This is a genomic window from Zeaxanthinibacter enoshimensis, from assembly GCF_004362865.1.
In the GTDB taxonomy this organism is placed as follows: Bacteria; Bacteroidota; Bacteroidia; order Flavobacteriales; family Flavobacteriaceae; genus Zeaxanthinibacter; species Zeaxanthinibacter enoshimensis.
Window position 1 is genome coordinate 975144 of the sequence record NZ_SNYI01000001.1, and the last position, 13830, is coordinate 988973.

The 13830-nt window shown below is 45.6% G+C and carries 14 protein-coding genes; 1 reads left to right on the forward strand and 13 read right to left on the reverse strand.

The window, feature by feature from the left end; all coding sequences use genetic code 11:
- Positions 1-76 precede the first annotated feature (76 nt).
- The 8 genes from CLV82_RS04260 to CLV82_RS04295 form a co-directional block, all read right to left on the reverse strand.
- Positions 77-565: a DUF1648 domain-containing protein gene (locus CLV82_RS04260; RefSeq protein WP_133643043.1), complete on the reverse strand. Its 489-nt coding sequence runs from the start codon at positions 563-565 to the stop codon at positions 77-79.
- 6 nt (positions 566-571) lie between these two features.
- Positions 572-1240: a hypothetical protein gene (locus tag CLV82_RS04265; RefSeq protein ID WP_133643044.1), complete on the reverse strand. Its 669-nt coding sequence runs from the start codon at positions 1238-1240 to the stop codon at positions 572-574.
- 441 nt (positions 1241-1681) lie between these two features.
- Entirely contained in the window at positions 1682-2242 is a 561-nt protein-coding gene (locus CLV82_RS04270; RefSeq protein ID WP_133643045.1) for a VanZ family protein, read from the reverse strand.
- 165 nt (positions 2243-2407) lie between these two features.
- Positions 2408-2938, reverse strand: a complete 531-nt coding sequence (locus CLV82_RS04275; RefSeq protein WP_243744138.1) for a CIA30 family protein — start codon at positions 2936-2938, stop codon at positions 2408-2410.
- Between the two features lie 111 nt (positions 2939-3049).
- The gene (locus CLV82_RS04280) at positions 3050-3427 is read right to left on the reverse strand and encodes a VOC family protein (RefSeq protein ID WP_133643046.1); all 378 of its coding nucleotides are present in this window, start codon (positions 3425-3427) and stop codon (positions 3050-3052) included.
- Positions 3428-3452: 25 nt separating this feature from the next.
- The gene (locus CLV82_RS04285) at positions 3453-3848 is read right to left on the reverse strand and encodes a VOC family protein (RefSeq protein WP_133643047.1); all 396 of its coding nucleotides are present in this window, start codon (positions 3846-3848) and stop codon (positions 3453-3455) included.
- Between the two features lie 58 nt (positions 3849-3906).
- On the reverse strand, positions 3907-4311 hold the full coding sequence (locus CLV82_RS04290) for an SRPBCC family protein (protein WP_133643048.1): 405 nt from the start codon (positions 4309-4311) through the stop codon (positions 3907-3909).
- A 98-nt stretch (positions 4312-4409) separates the two neighbouring features.
- On the reverse strand, positions 4410-4883 hold the full coding sequence (locus tag CLV82_RS04295) for an SRPBCC family protein (protein WP_208107966.1): 474 nt from the start codon (positions 4881-4883) through the stop codon (positions 4410-4412).
- Positions 4884-5118: 235 nt separating this feature from the next.
- Here CLV82_RS04295 and katG point away from each other — a divergent pair, with 235 nt between their 5' ends.
- A complete protein-coding gene (gene katG, locus CLV82_RS04300; RefSeq protein ID WP_394346158.1) occupies positions 5119-7320 on the forward strand; it encodes a catalase/peroxidase HPI in 2202 nt (733 codons plus the stop codon).
- 46 nt (positions 7321-7366) lie between these two features.
- Here katG and CLV82_RS04305 read toward each other — a convergent pair whose 3' ends face one another.
- The 5 genes from CLV82_RS04305 to CLV82_RS04325 form a co-directional block, all read right to left on the reverse strand.
- The gene (locus CLV82_RS04305) at positions 7367-7945 is read right to left on the reverse strand and encodes a CPBP family intramembrane glutamic endopeptidase (RefSeq protein WP_166636666.1); all 579 of its coding nucleotides are present in this window, start codon (positions 7943-7945) and stop codon (positions 7367-7369) included.
- Positions 7946-8115: 170 nt separating this feature from the next.
- Positions 8116-8928, reverse strand: coding sequence for an RluA family pseudouridine synthase (locus CLV82_RS04310; RefSeq protein ID WP_243744139.1), 813 nt, complete (start codon positions 8926-8928; stop codon positions 8116-8118).
- 116 nt (positions 8929-9044) lie between these two features.
- Positions 9045-11471, reverse strand: coding sequence for a DNA ligase D (gene ligD / locus CLV82_RS04315; protein WP_133643052.1), 2427 nt, complete (start codon positions 11469-11471; stop codon positions 9045-9047).
- A 1-nt stretch (position 11472) separates the two neighbouring features.
- Positions 11473-12249: a non-homologous end joining protein Ku gene (gene ku / locus CLV82_RS04320; protein WP_133643053.1), complete on the reverse strand. Its 777-nt coding sequence runs from the start codon at positions 12247-12249 to the stop codon at positions 11473-11475.
- Between the two features lie 113 nt (positions 12250-12362).
- The gene (locus CLV82_RS04325; RefSeq protein WP_133643054.1) at positions 12363-13826 is read right to left on the reverse strand and encodes a serine hydrolase; all 1464 of its coding nucleotides are present in this window, start codon (positions 13824-13826) and stop codon (positions 12363-12365) included.
- Positions 13827-13830 lie beyond the last annotated feature (4 nt).

Sequence of the window (13830 nt, forward strand, 5' to 3'; positions counted from 1 at the left end):
CTGACTCCTGGAAATATGCCTGAATGGTTTCAGCGTTAATCTATACTTGCCGGATAAGAACGAGGTCCCGACCCAATCAACCTGTTTTATATCCTTTGAAAAGGAAATAGAAAGTTGTACCAAGTGAAAGAAATAAAAACAGGGGTATAAACCAATCTCCGAGTCCGTCTGCTTCTCCATTCGCGACAAGAACAGTTCCGATACAAATCGCCCAGAAGGTGAGGATAATGATCGTGTTAAGTACCAGGATCATCCGCCGGACATTCCGGTACTGCCGCGCAGCGTTTTCCTCGGTGATCCTGACAGGGTAGTTCAGGTATTCGGGGTATTGTTTCAACCAGTTCAACCCGGCAAATAATAAGGTGGCGAGCAGGGGTAACATAAAGAACATACTCTTATCCGCAAAACTATCGGGTTCACCTTTCCCATTAAAATGGACCGGAATTGATTCGGGCAGATCCATATAGGTAAACCCAACATATATCCATAAAAGAATCAGCAGTGCGAGTCCGGCTTTTTCTACCGCAGAATGAATAGGATCTGAAAATTTTTCCCGGGCTGTCATTGGTATTTACTTCAAATGATCAATTTCATCATCGTCCAGGTTTCCGGTGAATTCTTCTCTTTCAATATCCTCCCGCCCGATCCAGTAGTCCGAGGTTATGATCCTGTAGCTGTCCTGCCCGGTGGTTTCCATCTGCCAAATGATATTCTCGGCATCCTTTAGTTCCCCGTCTGCATCCAGTTGTTCCTGGAAAAGACGTTTTAGCACGCTTTTCGAGGAAAGCAGGTCGCCCAGGGTTCTCAGGATGACCTCTTTGTTAACCTTAAGGTTACCATTCAGTTTTAAAGACAGGTCGATTACCGAGGCTTTGGATCGTGGGAACTTACCATTGAAGGCATCGTATAGCAGCTGGTTGATATTAAAAAGGGGATAATGGTATGCGATATCCGGGTATTCTTCTGCCATAGGGTTCACCAGCATTTCGTGCGAGAGATTACTGATCTGACCTTCTTTTAGCCGCTGTCCCAGTTTATACCGCAAAACTACTGCGGCAGCCTCTTCGGCCTCAAGGTCTGACAGGGCCATAAACAGCATCTCTTTCAGTTCTGTTTCCGGGATGCTGTCTGCATCGTCATAATCCATGGCAAGCAGCAAATTCTTATAATCTTCCGGTTGCCAGAAATTTTCGATCCGCTCCACAGACCGTATCTTTTCAAGTTTAATGGTAAATTTCATACAGGGTTATCTTGAATTGAAAATACAAAAGTTCGGATGAATAAATGGTAAAATATTCGGTGTACATGTTGGGTAAATCGGTTACTTATTTGGGCATGCACATGAGGGCATACGTTACCCTTCAGAAATTGTGACCGTCCAGGTCATTTCCGGGTGCTCGTTTTCTGCAGGGTCCGGGCTTACATTGTAAACGGGGCGGGTGGGAAGCCCATAAGCCTAAAATTTTCCCACCGGGATTCTTCACCCATTCCTGTGTACTTTTCACCCTCTCACTTATTCTGTGTGCTTTTCACGCTCTCACTCCACATGACTTTCAATCCAGCCGGGGTGCAGATCAACAGGTTTTCATGGTTAGTCCAGCTGTTGTCAATAATTTAATTGGATAGCTCATCACCAGGCAGGAAGTTTAAGTTCACATCCTTCATAATGATGTAAGGAATTCTAATACCCCGACCTGCCAAACCTTCGTCTGGCCCATGAAAGCAATTCACTCCCTGTCACAGCCATAAATGCTGCAAATGCATTGAAAAACATATCAATGGGATCAAATACACGCCGGGGTATAAAGGCTTGCACACATTCGTCTATAACACCAATCAGCGTTGCGATCACGATTGCAGTAATGGCGGGCACAGGGATCTTAGCACCTTTGCTCTTGCGCTCTTTTAAAGCTTCGTGAAGCAGTAAGGACACTACCCCGTATTCAAAAAGGTGACTTCGTTCAACCGGGCTGCGCATCCGTACAAAGATCATGATATACACTGCGGCTATCCCCAGCGCGAGCCCTACCTCAACTTTTCCCGGCCGACGGGATAACCCACTTGTGATCACCATGACCAGCACCAGCACGCAACAGGTAATAAAAAGTCCAACGCCCAAAAAACTTTCCTCCATTTCCCGTGCCAGGGAACCGGCAAAGCCCAGGGTTGTGAAAATGGCAAACAGGGTAGCCAGCAGCCAGAGCCATAATTTTCTTTCACGTGTGGATTTAAAATTCAGCATGTTAATTGGGTGACTAAAAACAGTAAAACTTCCCTGCTTAAGAACCTGGTATAGATTAAAGATAATTTAATCCTGCGTCACCTTATCTGAAGTCCGTCCATGGAAGTATAATATATGCGGTTCAATAAGTAAATATTTATAATAACAGGGGATAGAAAGGCTAAACTACTCGAGGTAAATGGAGTCTATTTCCAACCTGAATGATTCTTCCGCTTTATTCCCTATGAGGATAGTGACTTCGGCAATATCATCTGCAGAGAAATCCGGTAGATTCAGGATCCTGCCGCGGAAGACCGGGTACATGTATTTCAGGTCAATGGTGATATCCTCCCATTCCCCGGAAGTATCAAAATGTGAGGTGTAGGAATAATAGTTTCGGACGTGATCCTTTATTCTGAACTGGTATTTTTTGCCATCGCCTTTAGCCCGCAGGTGAATCTGGCTGTGGTCAGAAACGTCCATTTTTGGAAACCTGTATCGCACCGAAGAAAACCCGCCATTATTTTCGAGGGAGATATGCCCTTTAAACAGGGCGTTCCCTTCTTCTGTCAGGCAAAATTCGCCTGTGGACTTTCCGCCCATAACACCATCCACAACAACAACCCAATCACTGATGTCCGCAGATTTGGTAAAATTAAAAATGATATCATTGGACATGATTGAACTCAGAAATATTATGAAAACGAAAAATTTCATAACAGGGGTTTTTCATATACTATAAGATAGTGAAATTTGAGCACATTACCCACTTTACTCGTTGTGCTGCATTTGGATTATGCTCAGCAGTATTGGCAAAAATTCTCTGTATTATTCATCTGAACAGATAGAAATATAATACCCATCGGGATCGCGTAATGAGAATTCCATCCTGCCGGAATTTGTGTTCAAATGCGGGCGTTCCTCTATGATAGCTTTTAGGTCCTGGGCATTTTCCCAGATAGTATCCAGGTTATCGACCACAAAATAGAGGATGAGCCCATTGCCCGGAATAATGTCAGGGTTGAATAGGGTAGGGTGTTCATGGGTACCCCAGCGATGAAGAGATAGTATCTGCTCTTCCTTGTCGTTTGTCAGTATTTCGAACAATGACCCGCCATGGCTTGGGGTGCAGCCCAGGAGTTTCCTGTACCAGGCGGCACTGTTTTCCACATTTTTTACGGCTATTACAGGTTCTGTCCGGAGCATATTCGGGCAAAGGGTAATTTGCAAATTATTTCACCTCTACAAGTTGTATAAGATTCCCGCAATTATCCTTGAGGATAGCTATTTTAGCAGGTCCTATATCTGTGGGTGTGGTAGTAAATTCCACCCCGAGATCATTCAGTCGGGTATACTCCTTATCCAGGCTGTCAACATAAAACTCTGTACAGGGAATACCAGCATCAAACAAGGCTTCCTGGTAAGTTTTTGAAGGTTCAAAATTATTGGGCGAAGGTTCCAGTAAAACTTCGGGTCCTTCCGGGTCTTCAGGAGCCACCACGGTAAGCCAGCGGTTTCCGCCCCCTACCGGGATATCCTGCTTCTTAATGAATCCCAGTTTTTTAGTGTAGAACTGTAATGCTTCTTCCTGCTCCCGGACGGGAATACTGACGACTTTTACTCTCATGGTTCGTTATTTAGATTTAAGGGAAGGACATTCTGGAAGTATAAACCAGGAGAGTAAATTACTGCTCACTGAGTTCTTTTACCTTCTGTAACCAGTTCTTCCATACAATTTTCTGCGCGTCAACATCTTCTCCATAGGGGCCGGAAAAAACCTGTAAAGTAGATCCATAATCGCCCCCGCTGAGGTTAAATTTCTCAACATAGGCCATTCCGTCAAAATTATAATCTACCTGAATCAGTTTGCGATCAACCCGTTTAGTGACCTTGCCGGTAGCAACGATTCCGCCGGTGGTATATTTAAAATGAACCTTGGATCCCAACTGCCAGTCCGAATCCAAGTACGCATTGGTATCAAAAGCATTCCCAAGCTCCTGGGCATATTCCGGGTTAGTAATAACATCCCACACCTGTGCAGTTGATGCTGCAATAGATATTTCGGATGATATGACCGGGCTGCGTCCCATGGCCTATATGTTTTATAAACACTTCTATTAAAGTTAATAAATTCGGGACAGCTACTCAAGCTCTTTGGCGAAATACTTTAACAGGGAGAATCTGCAGCTTACAAGTTAAGTTTTCGCACCTCTTCGGGGTACTTGTCCCCAACCAGGTTGAGCTGAATACCGTGCTCCAGGTAAGCTTTAAGACCGGCGATCAACAAGGTGAAGCCTCCGGTGCTGTCTTTTATTACGCTCAAAAGTGCATCCCCGGACTCGACGAATCCATAGTTCCTGATTTTAAGGTAGCAGCTATCTTCTGTAACGGCCATAAATTCAAAATCTACTATGGTCGCAGGATCACCCCATGCAATTGAAATTTTCCGGTCTTGCAGTAATTCCCGTACCCTGACCTCGGCCCTGGCCCCATACATTTCCCATTCCCAGGTTACGGTCTTACCTTCCTGTAGTTTACCACTCGATTTTGTAAACCAGAATTTAGTTGTAATGGCGGGATCGGTTAATGCCTTGTAGACTGCTGACACTGGTTTCCGAATCAACATTTGTGCTTCTGCCGCCGCAATATTACTTGAGCTCATATCTGAATACCTGCTTGTTTTGATACTTTCTAAAGTAAGTAAATTATTGTACTTTATAGGAGCCAGCCCGGCAAATAGCTAATAGATAAAATCTATGAACATGCAAAACTACATAGCTATTTCTTTGGTAAATTGCTTAAGCGATACAGAATCAAAATAAATAACAAAATCAATTATGGAAGAAAAGGATACCAATGTGATCTCCTCGGAGAATCACGGCACATCGAGTTACAATATGAATGATCCCGCCCATTGTCCTTTCCTCAATGGTGCTCTGCGTCAGACCGCCGGCGGAGGGATGACCAACAGGGATTGGTGGCCGAACCGTCTTAACCTGAATATCCTGAGACAGCAATCCAGCCTGACCGATCCCATGGATAAGGACTTTGACTATGCCAGCGAATTTAAATCGCTGGACCTGGAGGCCGTAAAGAATGATCTCCGGGAATTGATGACAACTTCACAGGATTGGTGGCCTGCAGATTACGGACACTATGGGCCTTTCTTTATCCGGATGGCGTGGCATAGTGCCGGAACCTACCGGGTCTACGACGGGCGTGGGGGTGGAGGATCAGGCTCCCAACGATTTGCACCTTTGAACAGCTGGCCGGACAATGCCAACCTGGATAAAGCCCGACTTTTACTGTGGCCAATTAAGAAAAAATATGGTCGTAAGATCTCCTGGGCAGACCTGATGATCCTTACGGGAAATATCGCCCTGGAAACCATGGGGTTAAAACCCTTTGGATTTGCCGGCGGACGTGAGGATATCTGGGAACCGGAACAAGATATCTACTGGGGTTCCGAGACCGAATGGCTTGGCGATAACCGTTACAGCGAGGACAGGGAATTGGAACAACCCTTAGGAAACGTGCAGATGGGACTTATCTACGTAAATCCCGAAGGACCAAATGGAAACCCGGACCCGGTAGCGGCAGCAAAGGATATCCGGGAGACCTTTAAGAGAATGGCGATGAATGATTACGAGACTGTGGCCCTGATTGCGGGGGGACATACTTTTGGAAAAACGCATGGAGCCGCTGACCCTGAAGAATACGTAGGACCAGAACCAGCAGGGGCTAGCATTGCCCATCAGAGTATGGGATGGCACAACGACTTTGGAAGCGGGAACGCAGAGAATACGATTACCAGCGGACTGGAAGGGGCCTGGACCAAAACTCCTGCTCAATGGAGTAACGACTATTTTGATCACCTGTTCGGATTTGAATGGGAATTGACCAAAAGCCCTGCAGGGGCCCACCAATGGAAACCTAAAGATGGCGCAGGCGAAGGACTTATCCCGGATGCCCACGACCCGGAAAAGAAACATGCACCCTTTATGCTGACTACAGACCTGTCATTAAGGATGGACCCCGAATATGAAAAGATTTCAAGGCATTTTCACGAGAATCCCGAAGAGTTTGCGGATGCATTCGCCAGGGCCTGGTACAAGCTTACGCACAGGGATATGGGTCCACTGGAACGTTACCTGGGCCCGGATGTTCCATCGGAAGAACTAAGCTGGCAGGATCCTATCCCTGAAGCGGATTATGAAATGATCAATGATGAAGATGTCAAGGTCTTAAAAGGTAAGATACTGGATGCAGGAATGTCTGTCCGGGACCTGGTTTCTACTGCATGGGCATCCGCTTCTACCTTCCGCGGATCGGATAAACGCGGTGGTGCCAACGGGGCGCGAATTCGTTTTGCTCCTCAAAAGGACTGGGAGGTCAATAACCCGGAACAATTATCCAAAGTGCTTTCCACATACGAAGGAATCCGGGAAGATTTTAACAATTCACAGTCCGGAAACAAAAAAGTATCCATGGCAGACCTGATTGTCCTTGGAGGTTCTGTGGGGATAGAAAAGGCCGCAAAGAATGCCGGGAAAGACATCACCGTCCCATTTTATCCGGGGCGCAGGGATGCCCTCGAAGAGCAAACCGACGTAGAATCCTTTGAATACCTGGAACCACAGGCTGACGGCTTCCGTAATTACGCCAAGCCCAAGCATAATGTGACCGCGGAGGAAATGCTTGTAGACAGGGCCCAGCTCCTGACGCTTACCGCTCCCGAAATGACTGTTCTTATGGGCGGGATGCGTGTGCTTGATACGAATTACGATAACTCTAAACACGGGGTCTTTACTGAACGCCCCGGGGCACTTACCAATGACTGGTTCGTAAACCTTCTCGACCTGGGGGTTAGCTGGAAGGCTACATCTGAAGCTGAGAAAGAGTTTGAGGGTCGGGACCGGCAGACGGGTGAACTGAAATGGACCGGTACCAGGGCTGATATGATCTTTGGATCCAATTCCGAGCTCCGTGCTTTGGTGGAAGTGTATGGTTGTGAAGATGCCAAAGACAAGTTCGTAAATGATTTTGTCGCGGCATGGACCAAGGTAATGAACCTGGACCGCTTTGATCTACGATCCTGAGTATAAGGTTGTACACCAGGAAAAGAAAAATGACTCCATTCCGGGGTCATTTTTTTTGGTCATCTTTTGTAATTCTGTATGGGGTTAACCGGGAAACCATCCAATACGTACTGCCAATAACCAGCAGGTACAGGATAAAAGACAACAGCGCATAAGATTCGGACATTTCTACTGTATTGTGAGGCTTCAATATCAGGGCACCATATGGACCGGTTGAAAACAATGTGTGATCTGTGAGATTCCATCCCAGGTGCAGTCCAAACGATAAAAGGATAGACCCGGTTCTGTAATAGGCGTAGGCGAAAACATACCCCATGCCAGCCGTGAGAATAAAAACCAGTAACATAGCGGGTAAATTGCCAATGACACCCTGGGTGAACCAATGATAGATTCCGAAACAACAAGCCGAGAATAGCAGTGCCTTGTGGGGATTACCAGGAAGATACCGGATAAGCATGTACAGTAAGACTCCCCGGAAAAGTAATTCCTCGAAAAGAACCGAATTTATATCATACCAAACGGACTGGAGTATACGGACGGCCGGGAAAGAGTCTTTCAAAGCCCAGCCGGAATGATCAATCATTGATACAAGAAGCTGGAACAGCACGCAGAGAATACACATCATAAGGAAGCCTTTAATAAATTCCACCATTCTTTTTCTGGTGGGGGAAAGCCATTCTCTTAAAATATTACTGTGTTGTTTCCAGTGAACTAAAAGGGCAGATAGGGTTAAGAGAGCGAGGTTATAAAAAAAGGTCATGGGCGTATTAGATCAGTAAACAAATAAGACAATGATTATTCAGGCAAAGAAAATATTTTTCTGAAATGCCTGGGTAACTTATCCTTGATGCAGAGCATTTCTCCCGTGACCGGGTGATTGAATGCTATCGAGGCAGCATGTAAATACAACTTACTCCCGTGAAATCCGGAGCCATATTTTTTATCGCCTAAGATAGGATGACCCACTGCAGCCAGGTGTATGCGCAACTGGTGCCTTCGGCCCGTTGCGGGGTGCAGCTGAACCAGGTTGAGCCGGCCGTATTTATCTGAGGGAACACGATCCACGACTTTCAGTTCTGTATGGGCACTTTTACCTTCTACAGGTTCATTGATACTTTTTAACTCTGCCATGTTCCCCATGGTAATGGCATAGTACGTCTTCCTGATCTTTTTTTCCTCGAACATCCTGTTCAAAGACCGAATGCAACCTGCTGTCTTGCCCACAAGTAATATTCCGGTAGTGGGAAAGTCAAGCCTGTGTACTGGTTGTGGAATACAGGCATCCCGCCGGGAGCTGGCTTTTAAATTAAAGGGCAGGGCATTGACTATGGTCCTGAATTTATTCCCACTGACCGCTATGCCGGCTGGTTTACTGACAGCTGCGAGGTACTCATCTTCAAAGAGCACCTTTAGGGATAATTCCACGGGTCTGCCAGGTTTCAGTGGGTCCGGCAGGCTTAAGGTGATGGTTTCACCGCCTTTGATCATGGTCGCCGTACTCGCTTTAATTCCATCTACCGTGATATATTCTTTTTTAAGTAATTTCTTTAAAGCAGACCTGGTGGCAGTGGCCTCAAAGATACCCACTCCGTATTCCTGGAGACGCAAAGGGGCAGGGAGTTGAGGTACAGTATGAATTTCCTTTAAACTGATAAGGCTTTCTGTAATTTAGTGGGATTAAATATAGGGATAAATCACCTCCGCAGTTCCTCCGGCAATTACTATCATCCCGATAGATGGTCTATGGCCTTTTCCATATCGATACCTTTTCCCAGAACAGCTTTAAAGAGATCTCCCTTTTTCTTAATTCGTCCTGCTGTATTCTCTATGGTAAAGTCCAGGATCTCCAGTCCGCTTTTAACTTCCTTCCAATCCAAAGGCATGGAGACCGGCGCGCCGGGTCTGGGCCTCACGCAGTAAGGGGCAGCCAGGGTTTGGGATTTACGATTTTGTAAATAATCCAGGTAGATCTTATTCTTTCTTTTTTTTACTGCTCTTTCCAGGCTGGTGAGTTTGGGCAATTTATCGTGAATATAATAGCACAATAACTTTGTAAAATCCCTCGCTTCCTCATAAGAATATTTTTGTTCCAGGGGGATGTAAATATGCAACCCGCTTGAGCCGGAGGTCTTGCAATATCCCGGGATCCCTGCGGTATCCAGTACTTCTTTGGCAACCTGGGCCACTTCTATGACCTCTTCAAAGCTATTCCCGGAAGACGGATCAATATCGATGACGGTGTAAGTTGGATGTTCCGGTTTTTCTATGGTCGAATTCCAGGGGTTTAATTCGATACATCCCAGATTAGCCATATAAACCAATGTTGCTTCATCCTGGCACAGCAGGTAGTCAATCTCTTTTTTGGAGGATTCCGAGTAGACAGTGAATGTTCTGACCCAAGAAGGCAAATGTTCGTTATCCTTCTGGTAAAATGAGGGTTTGTCTATGCCATTGGGATGCCTGTGCAGGTTTTGGGGCCTGTCTTTTAAATAAGGTAAAATGGTCTCGGAAACTTGGATATAGTAATCAATTAGATCATATTTAGTATATCCCTCCCCGGGCCAGTATACCTTTTCCAGGTTGCTGACCGGCACCTGTAACCCGTCAATTTCCAATGTCCCGGACTTCTTGTCTTTAGTATTGTTCGCGGGGGTAGTGCCCTGGACTTCCTCAGCATCCTTATCTTCTCTTAAACCCATATATACCGGGTGTCTCATGAGCCCGGAACTGGTCCATTCCGAGAATTTTACTTCACATACCAATACTGGTTCTGTCCAGTGGGGTTTCCTGCCTTTTAGATTTATTTTCTTCCCAAACGGACTGTCATCCCGTTCAAGGGTTTTCAATTTATTCAACAGCCGGGTTTGTTCTTTATTAGAGAAGCCTGTCCCGCAATTACCGACGTAAACCAGGGAGCCCTCCTGGTACATCCCTAAGATAAGCGAGCCAAATTTTCCTCCCCCCTTTAACGAATCTGAATATCCGCAGATCAGGGCATCTTCGGTAGAGGATTCTTTGACCTTAAGCCATTTTTCGGTTCTGAATCCCGGGGAATAGGTGCTTTTTGCTTCCTTGGCCATTACCCCTTCCAGGCCTGCTTTGATCGCCTTATTATACAGGGCAGTCCCCATTCCTTTAACATGGTCGCTGTACACCACGTTTTCCAGGTCTTCTAGTAATTCCGGCAAAAGACTTTTCCGGTCTAACAGGGGTAACTCAGTGGTATTATGCCCATTCAGGTAAAGGATGTCAAAGACATAATATCTGAGTGTACCCTGGGTTTTGGCACTATAATTCTGGAGTTTTTGAAAGTTGGGGGTGCCATCTTTTTCCAATACCACTACCTCTCCATCCAGGATACAATCATGGGGAAGGGATTCCAGTTCGTCTTTAAGAATCCCGAACTTGGAATTGTAAGAATAACCATTCCGGGAATATAATTCTGCTTTGCCTTTTTTTACATTGCAGAGCATTCGGTAACCGTCCCACTTAAGTTCATAGATGTATCCCGGGTCATTGAAGATCTTCTTAGCAGGGCTGGCCAACATGGGTTTTACGAATATCCCTGGCTCAATTTTTCTAATTTTTGTTTCCCGCCCACTACCGTCCTTTGAGCTGCTTCTCTGCCCAATGAATATTTCAGCATCATATTCCAGGTCGGTAGAAAATTCATCCTTCTTTTTTATCAGTAACCATTGGTTCTGTTTCTCGCCCCGGTTTGTTTTCACCAATGCAAACTGCCCTTTTATCTTAGAACCGGAAAATATGATCTTCATATCTCCCTTCTTCCACTGGGAGACTGGGCTGTCGCCTTTGTCTTTTTCTTCGATACGGTAAGTGCCCGAGTCCCATATATCCATAACTCCTGCCCCGTAATTGCCTTTGGGGATGGTACCCTGGAAATGCAGGTATTTTACCGGGTGATCCTCGGTCTCTATCGCCAGGCGTTTGTCTTTTGGATTCATAGAAGGACCTTTGGGTACAGCCCAGCTTTTAAGGACACCTTCCATTTCCAGTCGCAGGTCATAATGTAAACGCGACGCCTGGTGCCTCTGGATTACAAAACGAAGGCGGTTGCCACGGTCATATTCTCCTCCCGGCTCCGGGGTATTTTTAAAATCGCGTTTTTTGATGTACTGCTCTAGTCCCACTTCATGAAGCTTTGCTTTTCTTTTTAGCTTCCAGGCTCGCCTTAAGTTTGGCCATCAGGTCCGTTGCCGCTGTCGGGGTGGTATCTACCTCTTCGGTCTTGATCTTCTTCCCGGTTTTCTTACTCTTTATAATTTTAAGTAATTGCTTGTTATAGACATCTTTGTATTTATCCAGTTCAAAGGAAGATGTATAATTCTCGATCAGGGACAAGGCCATGTCTACCTCTTTTTTAGACACTTTGGTCTTTGGTAATTTCAGCTCGGCGGGATCGCGGATCTCGTCGGCAAAGCGGATGACATGTAACACCAAAGCATCTTTATACACGCCTATAAGGCTGAGATGCTCTTTCTGACGCATTACAAAGGTTGCTACACCCAGTTTTTTGGTCTTCTTTAGAGAATCTCTGAGCAGGTTATAGGACTTACCTCCTTCTTTCTGGGGCTCAAGGTAGTATGGGCTTTTAAAGAGGAGGTCGGACACTTCGATTTCATCCACAAATTCCTCGATATCAATGGTCTTGCTCTTTTTCATGTTGGCCCTTTCAAAATCCTCTTTCTCGAGGACCACATATGAATCCCCTTCTTTGTATCCTTTTACTATATCTTCCCAGGCTACTTCCTCTCCCGTATTTTCGTTAACACGTTTATTCCTGATGCGCGAGTTATCCTGGGAATCCAGGAGGTGAAAACCCAAGGCGTTGTCTTCCGTGGCACTGTACATCTTGATAGGGATGGAGACCAGGCCAAAACTTACTGAGCCATTCCAAATTGACCTCATACTGTTTTTCTTTAAAATTAAGAAGGCAGCAGAAGGGAAGTTGTCGCTTTTCCAATATTTAGAAGCTCAAAAAACCGGGACATCAGGGCTTAATTGTGATGTAAAACAACCGGTTACCTGGAATTCCAAAGTTCATTACCGAGGTATAATTTCTGGGTCAGTAAGGTTTCGTATATTTTATCCTTATTATCTCCGTTCATGAATATCAGGTATCCATTCCCGGATTCAGGAAACATAATCGCCAGGGTACTCACTCCCGGGTCTTTACCCGTATGTAATAGAGCATACTCGCCCTGGGTGAAACCTGTAAGGATCTCCCAACCAAGGCCAAAGTAACTCGTCTCCCCGACCTCCGCTTGCTTCCTGGTCATCTCCCGGAATAGTTTAGTCGACAGGCCGGCACCATTGATAACATACTCCAGGAATCTCCCATAATCTGTAACCGTAGTCAGCAGATTTGCCGCTGCATTGGCTTCATAATATTTATTTGTAGGGATAAGCTCCCCGGCAACATCGAAATTTCGTGCATATCGGGATTCGTCCATAGAATCGTCCCACCAAAACCTGGTATCGGTCATCCCGGCCGGTTTAAAAATCAATTCATGCGCAAGGTCTTCTATCGGTTTTTGAAGCTTATTTTCAATGGCTTCCCTGAGGTATTCAAAACCTTCACCTGAATACTGGTAACCTGTGCCGGGGTCAAATTGGAAAGTTAGTTTATTGTTTTCATCCAGGTAGCGCCAGTTGGGGAAGCCGGTCTGGTGACTCAGCACCAACCTGGGAGTTAATTTTTTATAGCGTTTATCCTCTTTAAGATCCGGATCCACCCAGTATTTGTACAAGGGTTCATCCAGGTCCAGTTTTCCCTGATCTATTAAACGGAGCGTAGTGAGGGCAACAACCGGTTTGGTAAGGGAGGCAACTTTAAAAATAGTATTAGGGGGAGCAGGTATTACTCCATCCAGGCTGCCGTAAACGCTGGTACTGATAAGTTTCCTTTTTTCTATTATAGCCAGCCCTACTGCAGGCACATTGTTTTCTTGTAATAAGCGGTTCAATTTCCTTGTTTCGATTTCCTCGGGGCGGGGTTCGCGGTGGTCATAACTTAAGACTTCGGTAAGTATCCAGGATTTATCCTTACGCAGCCAGAGATGGGTGAACCTGGCAATCCCTGTCCATCGGTCTTCTTTCCCGGGTTCTCTGATATAGAAATTATGTTTGCCATGCTGAACAGCTCCATACAACTTCCCGTCCCGGTAGAGCGGGTAGACCTCCAAACTGCCGGGTTCTACTTGGCGTACAGGTTTTAGATCAGGATTAGAACAGATATTTTTCTCCGTGTTCAGCAGAAATTGTTCCCTGTCCTGCATTCCCCCCTGGTCGTGGTAAAATCGCAATTCATCAGAAATATTCCTTTGCAGGTATTCCAGGTCGCACTGGTTAAAACTACGTTCAAAAAAAATACTGTCCTGTGCTTTAAGCTCCAGGAATAGCTCAGAGTTGTGACTTTCTTGTGCTATTGTATTAAAAAAGCCCGTCAGTAATAAGGTAATGATGAATAAAAACTTTTGGTTCATAGGG

Coding starts and splice junctions, on each gene's coding strand:
- CLV82_RS04260 (WP_133643043.1), bottom strand. CDS start 565: ATGACAGCCCGGGAAAAATTTTCAGATCCTATTCATTCTGCGGTAGAA.
- CLV82_RS04265 (WP_133643044.1), bottom strand. CDS start 1,240: ATGAAATTTACCATTAAACTTGAAAAGATACGGTCTGTGGAGCGGATC.
- CLV82_RS04270 (WP_133643045.1), bottom strand. CDS start 2,242: ATGCTGAATTTTAAATCCACACGTGAAAGAAAATTATGGCTCTGGCTG.
- CLV82_RS04275 (WP_243744138.1), bottom strand. CDS start 2,938: ATGAAATTTTTCGTTTTCATAATATTTCTGAGTTCAATCATGTCCAAT.
- CLV82_RS04280 (WP_133643046.1), bottom strand. CDS start 3,427: ATGCTCCGGACAGAACCTGTAATAGCCGTAAAAAATGTGGAAAACAGT.
- CLV82_RS04285 (WP_133643047.1), bottom strand. CDS start 3,848: ATGAGAGTAAAAGTCGTCAGTATTCCCGTCCGGGAGCAGGAAGAAGCA.
- CLV82_RS04290 (WP_133643048.1), bottom strand. CDS start 4,311: ATGGGACGCAGCCCGGTCATATCATCCGAAATATCTATTGCAGCATCA.
- CLV82_RS04295 (WP_208107966.1), bottom strand. CDS start 4,883: ATGAGCTCAAGTAATATTGCGGCGGCAGAAGCACAAATGTTGATTCGG.
- katG (WP_394346158.1), top strand. CDS start 5,119: ATGAATGATCCCGCCCATTGTCCTTTCCTCAATGGTGCTCTGCGTCAG.
- CLV82_RS04305 (WP_166636666.1), bottom strand. CDS start 7,945: ATGATGTGTATTCTCTGCGTGCTGTTCCAGCTTCTTGTATCAATGATT.
- ku (WP_133643053.1), bottom strand. CDS start 12,249: ATGAGGTCAATTTGGAATGGCTCAGTAAGTTTTGGCCTGGTCTCCATC.
- CLV82_RS04325 (WP_133643054.1), bottom strand. CDS start 13,826: ATGAACCAAAAGTTTTTATTCATCATTACCTTATTACTGACGGGCTTT.